15 protein-coding genes are annotated in these 13,803 nt (G+C 34.1%); 13 read left to right on the top strand and 2 right to left on the bottom strand.

Annotation, left to right across the window (positions count from 1 at the left end):
- The first annotated feature begins 37 nt into the window (after window positions 1–37).
- The 6 genes from CFI10_RS11735 (at window position 38) to CFI10_RS11710 (ending at window position 8,026) form a co-directional block, all read left to right on the top strand.
- Window positions 38–439 carry a hypothetical protein gene (locus CFI10_RS11735; RefSeq protein ID WP_206834642.1) on the top strand — a complete coding sequence of 134 codons (402 nt, stop codon included), beginning with the start codon at window positions 38–40 and terminating at the stop codon, window positions 437–439.
- A 98-nt stretch (window positions 440–537) separates the two neighbouring features.
- Complete coding sequence (locus CFI10_RS11730; protein WP_206834640.1) at window positions 538–780, top strand: hypothetical protein; 243 nt, start codon at window positions 538–540, stop codon at window positions 778–780.
- 199 nt (window positions 781–979) lie between these two features.
- Window positions 980–1,762, top strand: coding sequence for a P-loop NTPase family protein (locus tag CFI10_RS11725; RefSeq protein WP_206834638.1), 783 nt, complete (start codon window positions 980–982; stop codon window positions 1,760–1,762).
- Window positions 1,763–1,779: 17 nt separating this feature from the next.
- Entirely contained in the window at window positions 1,780–2,400 is a 621-nt protein-coding gene (locus tag CFI10_RS11720; RefSeq protein WP_206834636.1) for a hypothetical protein, read from the top strand.
- A gap of 80 nt (window positions 2,401–2,480) precedes the next feature.
- Window positions 2,481–5,429, top strand: a complete 2,949-nt coding sequence (locus CFI10_RS11715; RefSeq protein ID WP_206834634.1) for a hypothetical protein — start codon at window positions 2,481–2,483, stop codon at window positions 5,427–5,429.
- Window positions 5,426–8,026 carry a hypothetical protein gene (locus CFI10_RS11710; RefSeq protein ID WP_206834632.1) on the top strand — a complete coding sequence of 867 codons (2,601 nt, stop codon included), beginning with the start codon at window positions 5,426–5,428 and terminating at the stop codon, window positions 8,024–8,026. Before CFI10_RS11715 ends, CFI10_RS11710 begins: the two co-directional genes overlap by 4 nt.
- Before the next feature lie 45 nt (window positions 8,027–8,071).
- On the opposite strand, the gene CFI10_RS11705 is transcribed toward CFI10_RS11710, so the two are convergent.
- Window positions 8,072–8,575 (bottom strand): hypothetical protein, encoded by a 504-nt coding sequence (locus CFI10_RS11705; protein WP_206834630.1) that lies wholly within the window; start codon window positions 8,573–8,575, stop codon window positions 8,072–8,074.
- Window positions 8,576–8,678: 103 nt separating this feature from the next.
- Window positions 8,679–8,969 carry a hypothetical protein gene (locus CFI10_RS11700; protein WP_206834628.1) on the bottom strand — a complete coding sequence of 97 codons (291 nt, stop codon included), beginning with the start codon at window positions 8,967–8,969 and terminating at the stop codon, window positions 8,679–8,681.
- 133 nt (window positions 8,970–9,102) lie between these two features.
- Here CFI10_RS11700 and CFI10_RS11695 point away from each other — a divergent pair, with 133 nt between their 5' ends.
- The 7 genes from CFI10_RS11695 (at window position 9,103) to CFI10_RS11665 (ending at window position 13,732) form a co-directional block, all read left to right on the top strand.
- Window positions 9,103–9,678, top strand: a complete 576-nt coding sequence (locus CFI10_RS11695; RefSeq protein WP_206834625.1) for a hypothetical protein — start codon at window positions 9,103–9,105, stop codon at window positions 9,676–9,678.
- Window positions 9,675–10,094 carry a hypothetical protein gene (locus CFI10_RS11690; protein WP_206834623.1) on the top strand — a complete coding sequence of 140 codons (420 nt, stop codon included), beginning with the start codon at window positions 9,675–9,677 and terminating at the stop codon, window positions 10,092–10,094. Before CFI10_RS11695 ends, CFI10_RS11690 begins: the two co-directional genes overlap by 4 nt.
- Before the next feature lie 40 nt (window positions 10,095–10,134).
- Window positions 10,135–11,067: a hypothetical protein gene (locus CFI10_RS11685; protein ID WP_206834621.1), complete on the top strand. Its 933-nt coding sequence runs from the start codon at window positions 10,135–10,137 to the stop codon at window positions 11,065–11,067.
- Window positions 11,064–11,537, top strand: coding sequence for a hypothetical protein (locus CFI10_RS11680; RefSeq protein WP_206834619.1), 474 nt, complete (start codon window positions 11,064–11,066; stop codon window positions 11,535–11,537). The genes CFI10_RS11685 and CFI10_RS11680 overlap by 4 nt, the downstream gene beginning before the upstream one ends.
- 197 nt (window positions 11,538–11,734) lie before the next feature.
- Window positions 11,735–12,679 (top strand): hypothetical protein, encoded by a 945-nt coding sequence (locus tag CFI10_RS11675; protein ID WP_206834617.1) that lies wholly within the window; start codon window positions 11,735–11,737, stop codon window positions 12,677–12,679.
- Window positions 12,680–12,761: 82 nt separating this feature from the next.
- Window positions 12,762–12,968 carry a hypothetical protein gene (locus CFI10_RS11670; RefSeq protein WP_206834616.1) on the top strand — a complete coding sequence of 69 codons (207 nt, stop codon included), beginning with the start codon at window positions 12,762–12,764 and terminating at the stop codon, window positions 12,966–12,968.
- A complete protein-coding gene (locus tag CFI10_RS11665) occupies window positions 12,965–13,732 on the top strand; it encodes a hypothetical protein (protein WP_206834615.1) in 768 nt (255 codons plus the stop codon). The genes CFI10_RS11670 and CFI10_RS11665 overlap by 4 nt, the downstream gene beginning before the upstream one ends.
- The last annotated feature ends 71 nt before the right edge of the window (window positions 13,733–13,803 follow it).

The following is a 13,803-nucleotide window of genomic DNA, read 5'->3' as shown; positions in this document are numbered from 1 at the left end:
TTCATGTATATATACAATATATATTATGGTAATAAATATGTCCATGAAAAATAAAAATATTATAGAAGAATTAAAGAAAGAGCTTGCTCCTATTTCACCTGAACAAATAATTAACAACATTATTGAAGAGTTGGCTAAGACTGGTTCAGTAGAGTTGTCTAAAGACGGTTTAGAAGGCTTCTATCCAGTTATACATAAACGAGACTATTTTAATGAACTCTATACCGTTCATTGTAAGAACTATCACAATCAAGAAAGAAAGTTCTATTTAGTAAATGGATATATCAAATCTGTGAATGTTGCTCGTGATGAATCCAGTAACTTCAAGAGTGTCAAAGTGTATTCGGCTTCAAAGCTGATGTTCTTCTACTTTTTGAGAAAGAGAAGGGTGGATGTTAGAAGTCCTTTAAAATTAGTAACAAACAACAATAAGAGGTAATTATGGTTTCAAGTATATATTTATGGGTTTTAGTCGTATGTTTAATTTGCATATACAGTATTGTCAGAGAATTCAAATATCTTTCTTTCAGGAGTAAGTTGCTTAAAGAAGAATATGAGATGAAAGAGAGGGTAGAAGAACTGGAAAAAGAACTTACTGAGAAAAATTCTATTATTCATATGCTTTATGAACAGAAGAAGGAAGATAATCTTTTCTTTAGTAGTGAGTTTGGATATTACAAAGCAGAAATAAAAGCACTTGAAGAGAAAATTAAAGAGCTTGAAAGCGAAAAGGATTCAGAATCTGTTAAGCAAGAAGATGCTGTAGAAGAAATAAGATAAATTAAAAAATAAAACAAATCTCCATATGCCGCCAAATAGGGCGGTTTTTTTTGTGCATAAGTTATTGATCTAATTATTATATTTAATTAATCATTGGAATATATTTAAAATATCTTTAAAAAATATTTAAAATATCATTGACAAATATTTAATTCCACGTTTACATGAATATATAAATAAATTATTGGAGAAATAAAAAATGAATATTGTAAGAAAGGATAAAGTAAAAGAAATAAACCTTCTTATTGATAAGAGTAAATTCACACCAATAAGCATCTGTATCATGAGCTTGAAAGGTGGTGTATCTAAGACAACTATCGCTAATCACCTTTACACTGGTATCAATACTTACCTTGGCAAGTCATATCCGCTTCTATTGGACTTTGACTTGAGAAACCAGTCAAACAAGTTCAATTCACATCGTCAGAGTGTCTTTGATTTTCCTGAAATTAATAATGCTTCATTCAATGAAGTGGTTGATGAAGTGACACCAAAAGCTATTGTCGATTTGTTGGGAAATCTAAATGAACACTTGATTAAGGTATTCGACAACTCTGCTAACGATAGCACTGCTGCACGAACAACAGCTCAATGCTCGGATATTATCTACATACCGACCAGTGATACAGCTAATGACTTGGACATTACTTGTGAAACACTTCAGTTGCTTGAAGAAATTATCCTAAACAATCCAAACTTGGATTCTTCCAGCTACACAATCAAAGTGATACCAGCTCGTATTCGTGCATACAACGGAATTCAAAAGATTAACAAGCTCAAGAAAATTAAGGCATATATCTCTGAAAGATTGCCTCAATTTGCAGATGATAGCTATTACTCAAAAGCTTTCATTACTGACCGTGTTGCATACCACGACAATCTAATAACTGGTAAGTGTGCCCATGAAATAGATCCTAAATGTGAGATTGATGTTAAGTCACTTATTGACGAAGTAGCAGAATTAATAATAGATAAACAATAATAATCGGAGACAAGAAAATGAATATTAAAGATTTAAAAGCAAAGAAAAACAACAAGATTGAGCAAGTGTTGAACCAAGACAACCAGAAGACACTTATCCCTAAAGTAGCTGAAAAGCTTGCAGCGGTTGAATCTTCCACTTGTGGCGACTACTCAAGTGTAATAGCTGAATGTAAAGAATTGCTAAAAGAACCAGCAAAAAGAACATCAGTGAAGATAAATGATGAAACTACTAAAAATGCTGCATTTGTAGCAGGTGCTTTCAATAAAATCTATAACACTAAATTCAGTGCTACAAGTCTTCTTCAGACTTTGATATATCAACTCATTGTTGAAGATATTAATGAAGTATTCGGTAAAAAAATAGAGAGTCCTGTTTCTAGTTATAACTTTGACTTCTCTAATGGTGTTGGAGAATTTGAAATTCCTATGCGTAAACAGTTAAAGGGTAATAAAAATATGCAAAGAACACTTGTGATTAATATGAAAGTAGTAGAGAAATTAATCAGCATATATGAAGAGTGTGCAAAGGAAGCTGGTTCTATTGAAGCTATTAATTTCCGTCCTCAACCATACCTTGAAGCAATGTTTGAAAGAAGAATAAATAATATTGTATCAAGTATTAAAATGGCCTCCTAAACTGGAGGTTATTTTTTATTATAATATTGACTTAATATATATTATATATATAATGAAAATATAAACAAAATAAAAATGCAATGTTCAAGAGATTTAAAGGAGTAGTATATTTAATAGCAATTTTCTTTTCGTTCACCGCAAGTTCAGAAGATATTGCATATCCAGATTGTGGTTTGAAAGACGGTAAGATAGATCCTTTCAACTCAGAAATATGTCCTTCAGATACAATTCTCCAGTCTTTCGCTGCTGTATATCCTGAACAAGTTGAGAAAATGGGTGTGTCCAATGCGATAGGATACCCAACTTCTAAAATATCTGAATCAGAACATTACAATCCTTCTTATGCTACTGAAGCGATCTTAGCTCGTTTAACTTGGCTGTTTATTTCTATCATAGCGGCAGTAGGAATTTTTAATCTTTCCAGAACATCAATTCCTTTGATCGGTAGTGCTTTAGATAAAGGCGAATGGAATAAGCAATATACGAAGTTAAGTATCGCAACAATGGTCTTGTTGCTGTTGTTCTATGCTCCATACGGCAACTTCACTCTTATCCAACACTTCTTCTTGATATGTGCCTTTTATAGCTTAAAGCTTGCTACAGCTCTTTATGCTTACTTCTTGGCTGATCTTGAATCTAAAAATATTGATTCAATAACGTCAACTGATAAATTCAACAAATCTCAAGAAGTAGAAACTGATTCTTTTAAACATAATAAAGCATATGCCTATCAGTATGTATCATCTTTAACTCACTCAATGCTTTGTAAGCAGTCTACAACCAATTACACAAATCTAACTGATGCTACTTCGTCAAGCTGGTTCAGCAAAAATCAGGTTATAGACAATCTTTACATTGAGAATGAAGGAAGATTAATCAAGTCTTCATTCGGTGACGAAACATTCCTTAATTATACAGATAAATTAATTGGAACTGATAAAAGGCATATCAATGGAATAATTTTTGGTAAACCAACTGAAGATAAAAAAACTTCAAATACGTTTGATTTTGAATGTGGTTCTATCAAGGCAACACTACCAGTAATCAAAGATACAAAATTAGAAAAAATAGCGAAGAATGTAAGGCTTTACGACTTCATTCAAGAGACAGTGGGGCAAATCAAGCATTACGAAGCTTCAGCGATTCAGGACACAATCGCTTCTGGTGCAATGACTCTAAGAATGGCTGTAGCTGATGATTTAGGTCTTAAGTCTCCTTCCGTTGCTAACAAAGAAGAGAAGGAAATTCTGAAGAAGATGTCTCTTGTCTATCACCAGAATGTATTAGCGGCATTGCTTGTAGGATACGGAGAGAACGACAAAGGATCTCTTATCAAAGAGAACACTTACATGCTCAGAAAGAGCCTTTCTCAAGCTGAAACGATAGCAAGGGGTATCAGAGAGCAGGCTTGTTTCGACAACAGGGAGAATGTTCAGGGTTCAGTAAGAACTTACAACCATTTAGTGAACGGCACTGACATTAATGGAGTGGCTACAACAGCTTGCCTTGATACAAACGAGAAGGGGGTTGTAGGGGTTCTTGCTTCTAAGGACAACAAGAGCATGTATTACGAGAGAGAAGAGCTTGTAGCGGCTAGAGAGTCCTCATTTACAGCACTTGAGAAAGCAAGAGACGGTTTTATTAGTGACATCTATGAGTTGAGAACGGCTGTTGAAAGAAGCTATGTGTTGGACATTTTCGAGATAGACAATGCCAGAGCTTACTTTATTCAATTGAGACAAGAAGGGGTTGCCACTATAGCAACGAACTTCACGACTCTTCTTAGTTCATTCAAGAACACAAATCTCAATCAAGCGATACTTAGAAACACTGTTACTACAGATACTGGTGCATTGAGTGATACATATATTCCATTGAATGATGATGCAGATGTGTCTGGTCTTTTCCCTATCTTAGACAATTATGTAGCAGATGCTTTCACTGGCTACAACTTCAATTCTGAAGATATTGTCAATATCAACTTTGAAGATTACACAGATTACTATCTCAAAGAATCTACAGAAAGAAATTATAGTGGTGTGGATTTCACTTCTAACATTACTTCGTTTTTAACAAGCCCATTAACGAAATTCAAAGAAGTATATGAATGGCAAAATTCAGAATGTGAAGGTAAGTTTCTTTGTTATATTTCTTCTGCTCATCCAATTCAGAGACAAGCTGAATTTGGTAATACGTTATTAAATGTTTCAGCAACTATCATAATAACAAGAGAAATAATGTCAGTAGCTTCAGCCATGAAGACTGATAAATCTAAAGGTAAATTGAAGAAAAATAAATATGGAGTTGCTGGGGTTGGAACACTTGCTTCATTAGCAGGGGGAGCATTCGCAATAATAAACAGTGTTTTAGATCCTATTATGCCATTGATATACATGATTGGTGCTGCTGGTATTGCTTTGATAATTTTAAAAATGGCATTAGTGTTTATTTTAAAATTGACATTCATAACATTTATTTTGAATGTGATTATATTGTTCATGTCGATTCCATTCTTCATGTTGAGATTCTTCAGATTCCAGACACATGAAGAGTTTAATAAAGCAGTTATGGAATTCGTTAAGTTAATTCTATTCGTTATCGCATACTTGCCATTATTCTTAATCGGTATACTTATCAGCACAATATTGTTATCTGTGTTTAGTTCGATCATCTCATATATGACATTTGAAATGTTCGGTGAAGCTATACAAGATCCAACTTTCGTTATGGGCATTGTAGTAATGTGTATAGTTTTTGTGATAACTGCTTTTGTTAATTACAAAATAACAATGCATTTATTCAGAAAAATGAATGACTTGCCATTAGATTCAATGAAGAAGTTCTTCGATTCTGAAGAAGCTGAAGAAAAAATGGTAAGAGATTTGAACACTATTGCGGCTGGTTCAATCTTAAGTTCGCTTAAGAGTGTTGAGCAAGGAAAACAAGAAAAGCTTAAAAAGCAAATTCAGGAAGAAAGAAGAAGAAGAGAAAAACAAAAAGAAGAACAAAAAAATGAAGGTATGAAATGAAATGGTTAAGTTATATAGTATTAGCAATTAGTTTATTTTTTGGTATTGCATCTGCTGATAATAATGAAACAATTAAAGATAAAGTCCTTTATCAGGATTATGAAGTAAAAAAAATTGCTGAAGTAGAAGAAATATTTGAAAAAACTGAATTTCAATTCATTCTAGGATTTTTTGGTAAAGAGTATTTAGCAAGTGCTGTTAGTGATATTACTGTTCCAGCAAATGTTGAAAAAATAAGAAATTTATCAGTTGAAGAAGTTCGATTGAATTCAAAATCTTTTGCTAATTGGAGCAAAGGTTGGTATGTGCTAAAGCATATATTAGTAGTATTTGTTTTTTTGGGATTCCTATACTTCATGAAAACCCTTCTTACTTCTACTGTCATGACAATGAGTGAAGGGAAGTTGTATGGCGGTAAAGTTCCTTTAGTCTCATATGTTATTCATACATTTCTTCTATTTATATGCTTGATTCAGTTTCTTGTTGTAGAAATAAATGAACCTTCTTATATCGAAAGATTTATATTTAAAAAACTTGGTAGTAGTTTCGTTGTCGCTGATGAATCACTTCAAGAATATAACAATAACATCTCTACAGGTTTGCCGACTGTAAAGATTCCTCGTCCGTTCATTTATCAAGATGATATGTTTAATTTGATTAATGGTTTAATGGAAGAGAAAAGTGTATTAAAAAATGATTCTGAACTTGAGTTTAAATTCACAAGATTAAATGAAAAATATGTTGGTGGTTTGAATGGTATTAAAGGAGATATTAGTTTCAGTCTTCCAATTGATACTGTGTTAGTTAAAAATCAAGCTGAATTAGGCAATACAGGAATTTTAAATTACTATGATCAAAAAGTAGAAAGTGTATACAGAAAAATAATTAATAAAGCTAATAAAATTACCGATAATGTAATGTCTCAAGAAGTAAATAGCTGGTTTAAATCTGATAATACTGACTTCAGATGGGTGTCTGGAACTTGTGCGAATTACGAAGAAGTAAGCTTGGAAAATGCTTCAGCAACTTCGATCAGAGACTACATACAAGAGGCTTCAAAATGCCTTTCTAAAGACCTTGTATCCAGCCTTACAGCTATTCCCAACTACGACTATGACAAGGTGATCAGAGGCGATTACGGCTTGAGAGGGAACACAATACAGCTTTGTGGAGTGGTAGAGGAATCATTTGGTAAGAGACAGGTGAACACCATGACAGTCGCTGAGATTCAGGCTTGTATGACTCAGTATTGTTCTGATGGTGATACTTCGAGTGTGTTCAGTTGCTCCCTTGCTACTAACCTTTATCTCAAAGCTGATTATCGTGCTGAGAACAGCAAGAAAGGCTTCTTCAACAACTTAATCATGTCTCCGTACTACAGCATAATTAAGATAGATTCTAATCCGGCAAAGTCTGTGATCAACGGATTGGCAGTGTTGGAAGAAGAACCAGACTTGGTTGATACAACCACATTCAGCATAGTGATTGATACTAAGCACTATCCGCACTTCAACCATGAGACTTATCTTGATTTCATTAAAGACAATGGTACTTCTATCGTTGATGGAATCCAGTTCCAGTCTATCAGTGAAGTCAGCTTCTCCGATCTCATAACAGGGTTTGACGGACCTTTCGGATTAACCAGATTCCAGACTTGTTTGAATAATCCCAACTCAATAACAAACGGTTATGTTTGCGACAATATTTTCTCTGAAATGAATGCTATGGGTGAGAGCTTCTTGGTCAATGCTTTAGCTATCAAGACAGCTTCTCCATTCATCTCAAGTCTTCTTAAAAAGAAAAATAAGGCCATTCCTGCCAAGCTTCTTAGTGGCGGTAATGTTAAACAAAAGATAAGAAGTGCAGCTGTCAAGGGCAGTCTTGGTATCGCTGGGGGTGCTACAACAATAGCCTTGTTTTCATTTCTTGATAATACTGGTCAAGACTACTTCTATGGCTGGGATGACAACATTAGAGAGAATGCACCAGAACTTGCAGCTTTCATTATTACGTTATCAGTATTGGAAGAGAAGTTTGGTATCAGTCTTACAAATAAAATATTTTTTGTTCTTGTGGTTTTTGGTATTTTGATTGGTTACATATTTCCACTCGTGCCTTTCATTATAGCGGCTTTTATTGTTATAAAGATTGCAGCAAAAATATATGAATCATTCATTGCAGTTGTTTTGAATTTTATCTTTGCGATAAATCCTTCACAGAAAGATAGAAGTGAATATCTTATCGAAGCATTTTTAAATGTAGTTTCGCTTATTTTGATTCCATTGTTTGCAGTCATGGCTATCGTGATCTTCAATATCATGACTCAAGATATAATTCCTCGCTTCAAGATTTTTGAAACTGATTCCAGCTATGCAACAGATGGTTCTTCAGCACAAATTATCTTGTTCGTTGTTTATGCGATTTTGAATGTGTATTTTCTTTTCAGATTGGTGAACTATGTTGGCGGGACATTGAAGAACTTCTTGGATAACAGCAACTCAATGATCTACAACGAAACAAAGCTTGGACAAGCTGAAGAAATAAATGACGGTAAAGACGAAGTAACGCATGTAGCGAAGCGATTCTTCAGACAATAAAAAAGCCCCTTTGAGGGGCTTTCTTGTAGGTGCTGAACCAACCAATTACTCTTCTTCTTTCTTAGCTTCCAGTTCAGCTACTTTCTTAAGATATTTTTCACCAGTAATAGGAGTACCTACAGAATAGGTAGCAAAAATATCGTTCGTTTTAGTTTCATTTCCACCAGCCTTTTGAATGGCTTCAAGGATATCTGAACTAACTCGACGTGCCTTGGCAGAAATGAGGTAATCTTTTCCACCAATCTCCAATACTTGCCATTCTTTATTTTCAGGCGGCTCTACAGGCTTGGAACTAGATGCCTTGGAAGCTCGCTTGGTAGAAGTTCCAATATTAAGCTCATAGATAGCAAATTCACGAACTTGTTCTTTAAAGCAAGCGAGAAGGTCATTGATGCTAAGATCATTTTTTACAAGAAGATCGTTCACTTCTGTTTCAAGACTCTTAAGAGACTCGTTACGAAGTTCAGCTTTCTTGTTCTGAGCCTCTGAAATGATTGCATTGATCTCTTCAGCAGTCTTCCCTTCAAACAACTTTGCGTAATCAGTCATGATGACCTTCTCCTTGTGTAGAGAATTAGAATTCTTTATGCATATTGTTATGCATTTGTGAACATCATAGATGCTTAAGATATGTTGTCAAGAATATTTTTTATTATTGAGTAAATATAAAAATATATCCGGCAAATGTAGTCACGAGAAATAGCGAAGCAAAGTAGGGATTGATACCTCTAACCTTGCTGATAAACGAATCTATTACCTGACCAAGGGTTCTGTCGTGCTGATGCTCTTCTATGTATTCTTTAACAGCTTTGTCAAAATTCTCTTGTTCAAAAGCTCTATTCAAAGAATCAAGCACTTCGTCACCTGTTGCTACAACCTCAACAACCTCAATCTTCTCTTCTTTTAAATCTTCATTCTCCTTTTTTAATTTCAACTCACTCATCTTGAACCTCTTTTTATTGTTTATAATTAAAAATCACGTTAATGCATATATATTATATATATCATCAAAAATATACTTGATCAATATTATAATAATGATAAGATGAAATTAATAAACAATTATAAGTGAGTTTATGAATAATTTAACAAAAGAGGAAAGAAAGCATTTATTAGATTATATATGTGTTGAAAGAGAGTATAAGATCAGAGCGGATAACATGCTTGATTTTTCATTCGATAAAATAGAATCGCATGATGCCTTCATGCATTCAGAAAGAATGGCAAAATTAGAAGGTTATCTATTTAATGCTAGAGTTGTCGATAATATCAGACAGATAGAAAGAAAAAATAACAATCCTTCCAAAAGTCTACTTAATCAAGTCAAAGACTACATAGAAAATAATCCTGATTACGATAAATCAAGATTCTATACTTCTGACGAACTTGAAACATTCTTTTTGAAATTAAGTTTTCAGAGAAAAAAGACATTAGAGCTTTTAAATGAAATTAAGTATGTCTATCAGAATGATGATAAGAAGTTAAAAGTTAGAATGTCGGAGCTTCAGGTTCTGGACGAAAGGGCTGAATCATCTGATGTAGATAATCTGGTTGAACAAATTAAAATCAAAAAGGATTATTTGAACTTTGAAGAAAGGATTAAGAAAGACCAGCAAGGGAGAGCACTAAAAGCAGCAGGGAGGGTGAAATGATTGTAGATAAAAGTTCATTCTTCATAAAAAAGACAATACAAAGTGAAAGAGTCAGAGAGCTTAAAGGTGTCCATGAGTTTCTGAAAAACCATGATTTGATTCAAGTGTTTATTCGTTCAGAAGCGGGACAAGCAACTGAAGAAGAGAAAGCAGGTTTAGCTGAATATGTAGAATTTGCTAAGAACAATGAATACACAATTCATATGATTGTTCTTTGTGATTGCTACAACTTAGTTAAAATCAAAAAATCCATAATTAAGTACATGGATGATAATGATTGGAGCTGGAATGATCGAGCAGCATACTTTCAAAAAGATAGTTTCTGGAAATGTAGAGATTTGAATTTTTATAAATTATGTCGCGGATACTTCGAGCTTGAAAAACAAATCTATAATGATTTGGAGTTTATAAAATGAATGGTATAATAATATATATAACAACTAAAAAGAGGAAAATATGAAATATGATAATAACAATCCAATTGGCTCAATTGAAATAATAGAAGATGAATTTGATAATCCAGCTTATATAACAAGCGGTGAAGAGCCAAAACCGTTTAATGAGTTGATTGACGATTTTGAAGAGAGAGCAAAAGCTAATCCAGATATTAATAAGCATTTAGATGAAGCAATTCTTCAAGATTTAGAGGATTTATGTAAGAGATACAGTTACAGATTTAAAGGCAATAAAATCTACTCTGTAGATGAAGATGGTAAAGCCCTTCAAATGGTCGCTAAATACAGTCCATTGAAAGACCAGCTAGAGATAGCTAATTCCTCCCTTACAGATCCAAAAGTAGCTGAATTGAGTGCTCAATTCGCCAAGTCTAAAAACTGGAAAACAGTCACTGTCGTTCCTCCAAGGAATGCCGCTGCTCAGAAGTTCATGGAAGTAACCCTTACAGCACTTTTACAAGCTGATATGTATGAAGCTGAAGAAGTGAATGTGCCAAAAGAATACGAAGCTATGAAGGCTGAGATAGCGGCTAGATTGAGAAATACTTCAGCATTGAAGGAAGGCAACGAGAATGATGTAGAAGCTCCAGAATCGGCTCCTGTTGCTGAACAAGCACAACCTGAAACCGAAACTGGTGCAACTTTAGAGAATGCAGGTGAAAAGCCTGAAGAATCTCTTACAGTCGAAGAGGAAGAAGCCCTTGCAGCATTCGACAATGATGATGTCTTTGCTAAAGAGCTTTCTGAAGACGGTGAACAACCAAAACAAGAAGCTCAAGTACCTGAAGACGATTGGGTTGCTGAAGAGGTATCTTTTGATAAACCTGACAATGAATCTGTTGATTACGACATGGGAGCTTTGAGAGGTGAAACTGTAAAAAAGCAAGAAGATAACGAAGTGAAAAGAACTAACACTCAGAAGAGGGGAATATGAATGAGAGCACAAAAGAGTTATTACTTGAAGAACTAATCAAGATAACTAATAAGAGTTTAAAAAACTCAATCTTAAATAGTCGTATAAGCGAAGCTGAAATAATTCAAGATGAAGCCTATTACGGCTTCAAAGATCCAAAAAAATACATTTTTGTAAAAGCAATAACGGCTGCTACGGACTACTTCTGTAAAGTCGAGCGAGAGTTAAATATTGATGTATATAGCTTTAGATCTGATAAAGATTTGAAAAGAAAAGTTATTTTGGCTTTTGCTAATCATATCAGCAAGATTAGTAAAGATAATGTTTATGAACCTTCTCAAAGAATAAAATCTACAGAGAAAATCGTTCAAAATACTTCTGATTATCTAATCAATGTAATCTATCCGTACTGTTCTCAAAGAGCAGCATACAGCAAAAACTTCCCACCTTTAAAACCTTCACAATTTTCTCGAAAGAGATCACCACAATAAAAAAAGGAAGCTGAATGCTTCCATTTTTTAAAACAAAAAGAGGAGTTCATGAACACATATGAATGATTCACTCTTTCTATTAATGCATGGATATATTTATTTGTCAATGGCGTATTGATTATTTTTTTATTTATTATAATATGAAATTATGGGTATATATAATATATATTTGTGATAATAATTATAAGGGTGAAAATATGAATGATAAATTTAAAAGATTAAAGGAGTGTCAGAAAATAGTAGAAAGAAATATTTATATTTATGATAGCAATAATAAGTTCGATGAAATTGCTAGTTTTATTAAAGCATTGCTTGTTTCAATATCTGTTAAGTCTAAAAAGATACAATACGATTCTTCAAAGATAAATGAGGAATTAAGTAAATTCAAAAACATAAGCGATTACAAGGAAGTGGTGAATTCGTTTCATGGTTTTTTGAATGAGTTCAATGATGAATTTTACAAAGAAGAATCACAAGAATATTTAGACTTGTGTTTTAATCAAATGATTCTACAGGCTCATGCTGACTACTACACTGAATACAGCAAATTCTACAAAGAAAATAAAAAAGTGTTTCCTGTTCAGAAACGAAAATTATCTAAATCAGTAAAGTTAAAACTCAAGCAAGCGAAAATTGATCTTTGGTCTTTCAATAAAGACAAGTCAAATACTGGATACAGACTTATTTTCAACACTACAAAAGCTTTCACAAGACAAGGCTTTATGTATGTAAACGATAAATCAGATTCAGCAACAGTAAAAGTTGAGTGCTGTGACGGTAAGTATTTAAAAGGTATTACATTTGAAGCTGAAGGGTTGATAGTTCATGCGGATTCTGGAGATGACTATACGCCATACAATCATATTGAAATGGTAGCCAATCGAAAGGAATATCCAAAAACAAAAATTGTCAATGTTGCTGGTTGCTATGATGGTTTTAACCAGATTTATTCTAAGTCGAACTATGCTCAAAAGTATGTCTATTTCACATCTGACAATGTTGGTCTTACATACGTCGAATACTCGAATGGTTCTTCAAGAACATTGAAGGCGGTTACATGGTTGCCAGACAGATTGATAGTTCATCTTAACATTGGTTCTAAAGAATTCCTTTACAGCAACTTAATAAAGCAGGAGAAATAACCTGCTTTTTTTGTAAATATAGGGGCCGCATTTCTCAAATCATGATGATAGCATCCGATCTGAATGAGAAATGAGGTGAAGTATGGACACTCTTAACAAAGCTTCGTTTGCTATTGCATATCTGAATCAGAACAAGAAAAAAATGTTGTTCGGTATGGGAACCATCGAACTTGTCCGAAACATGCAATCATTCCAGAAAGACAATCCAGACACTTTTCTCTATGAGATTTTTGAGTGTGGTGAATGGGTTGGTATTGCTGATTCTTCTCTTAAAATTGAACTGGTATGAATGTATTAGACAAGTCTGTGATAGAGCTGGTCGCTATCTATCATTCTGTAGTGAAGAGAAGCGATCTTGAGTGTATACGAGATATTGAAGTAATAACCTTTCTTCTTGATCTTGATACGCACTTCTACTCAGAAGAAGAGTTGAAGTCTCTCCCTGTCGTCCAGCGAAAGCTCTTCAAGGCCAAATCTTCTCAAGCTCTGGAGATAGTCGGGCGGTTACTGGAAGACGATAAAGCCCCTAACTGGTGGCTCTACGGTATCAATCTGGATCTGGATTGTAGTGTCTGGAAGCCCTTGTGTGCTTCTGATAACCATAGTCCTAGATACAGGCATATGTTCAGTAATATCGTTCTTGAAGCCGATTGGAAGGCTCCTGTGCTTCGTTGTAAACAACACCGCTACCGCTTCTACTTCATGGACGACAAGGGGAGTATTGTTCTTCCTGCTCTTCTCCTCACTGACTACCCCTCAATGGCTCAACTCTATGTCACCAAGATAGAGAAGGTGTCATACGGCTCCTCTATGGCTCATCTAGCTGAAATGCTGTCTCTGTTCACCACTGTAAAACTCAGACTCAGGGAAGAAGATACAGGGGAGATAGAGATACTTGGATTCGGCAAGAATCTGATTCTGGAAGTGAATGATTGGATGTTGCTTCTGGAGCGGGATGAACTGGTTGAAACCTATCTCACTGAACCATTTCAGCGAGATAATGTAGAGTTACTTTTTATTATAAGGGATTTGTTAAAGAATCAAATTTTATAGATATATTATATATATGCTTGAATTATTATTATTTTGTGGTAGTCATGATAATAAGCAACAAGCATTATAAT

Source organism: Marinobacterium iners (assembly GCF_017310015.1).
Classification (GTDB): Bacteria; Pseudomonadota; Gammaproteobacteria; order Pseudomonadales; family Balneatricaceae; genus Marinobacterium; species Marinobacterium iners.
This window is presented reverse-complemented; position numbering and strand designations above follow the sequence as displayed.

What these genes read in the sequence shown, in the direction of transcription:
- CFI10_RS11735 (WP_206834642.1), top strand. Translation starts at nt 38, where the DNA reads ATGTCCATGAAAAATAAAAATATTATAGAAGAATTAAAGAAAGAGCTT.
- CFI10_RS11725 (WP_206834638.1), top strand. Translation starts at nt 980, where the DNA reads ATGAATATTGTAAGAAAGGATAAAGTAAAAGAAATAAACCTTCTTATT.
- CFI10_RS11720 (WP_206834636.1), top strand. Translation starts at nt 1,780, where the DNA reads ATGAATATTAAAGATTTAAAAGCAAAGAAAAACAACAAGATTGAGCAA.
- CFI10_RS11715 (WP_206834634.1), top strand. Translation starts at nt 2,481, where the DNA reads ATGTTCAAGAGATTTAAAGGAGTAGTATATTTAATAGCAATTTTCTTT.
- CFI10_RS11710 (WP_206834632.1), top strand. Translation starts at nt 5,426, where the DNA reads ATGAAATGGTTAAGTTATATAGTATTAGCAATTAGTTTATTTTTTGGT.
- CFI10_RS11705 (WP_206834630.1), bottom strand. Translation starts at nt 8,575, where the DNA reads ATGACTGATTACGCAAAGTTGTTTGAAGGGAAGACTGCTGAAGAGATC.
- CFI10_RS11700 (WP_206834628.1), bottom strand. Translation starts at nt 8,969, where the DNA reads ATGAGTGAGTTGAAATTAAAAAAGGAGAATGAAGATTTAAAAGAAGAG.
- CFI10_RS11695 (WP_206834625.1), top strand. Translation starts at nt 9,103, where the DNA reads ATGAATAATTTAACAAAAGAGGAAAGAAAGCATTTATTAGATTATATA.
- CFI10_RS11690 (WP_206834623.1), top strand. Translation starts at nt 9,675, where the DNA reads ATGATTGTAGATAAAAGTTCATTCTTCATAAAAAAGACAATACAAAGT.
- CFI10_RS11685 (WP_206834621.1), top strand. Translation starts at nt 10,135, where the DNA reads ATGAAATATGATAATAACAATCCAATTGGCTCAATTGAAATAATAGAA.
- CFI10_RS11680 (WP_206834619.1), top strand. Translation starts at nt 11,064, where the DNA reads ATGAATGAGAGCACAAAAGAGTTATTACTTGAAGAACTAATCAAGATA.
- CFI10_RS11675 (WP_206834617.1), top strand. Translation starts at nt 11,735, where the DNA reads ATGAATGATAAATTTAAAAGATTAAAGGAGTGTCAGAAAATAGTAGAA.
- CFI10_RS11670 (WP_206834616.1), top strand. Translation starts at nt 12,762, where the DNA reads ATGGACACTCTTAACAAAGCTTCGTTTGCTATTGCATATCTGAATCAG.
- CFI10_RS11665 (WP_206834615.1), top strand. Translation starts at nt 12,965, where the DNA reads ATGAATGTATTAGACAAGTCTGTGATAGAGCTGGTCGCTATCTATCAT.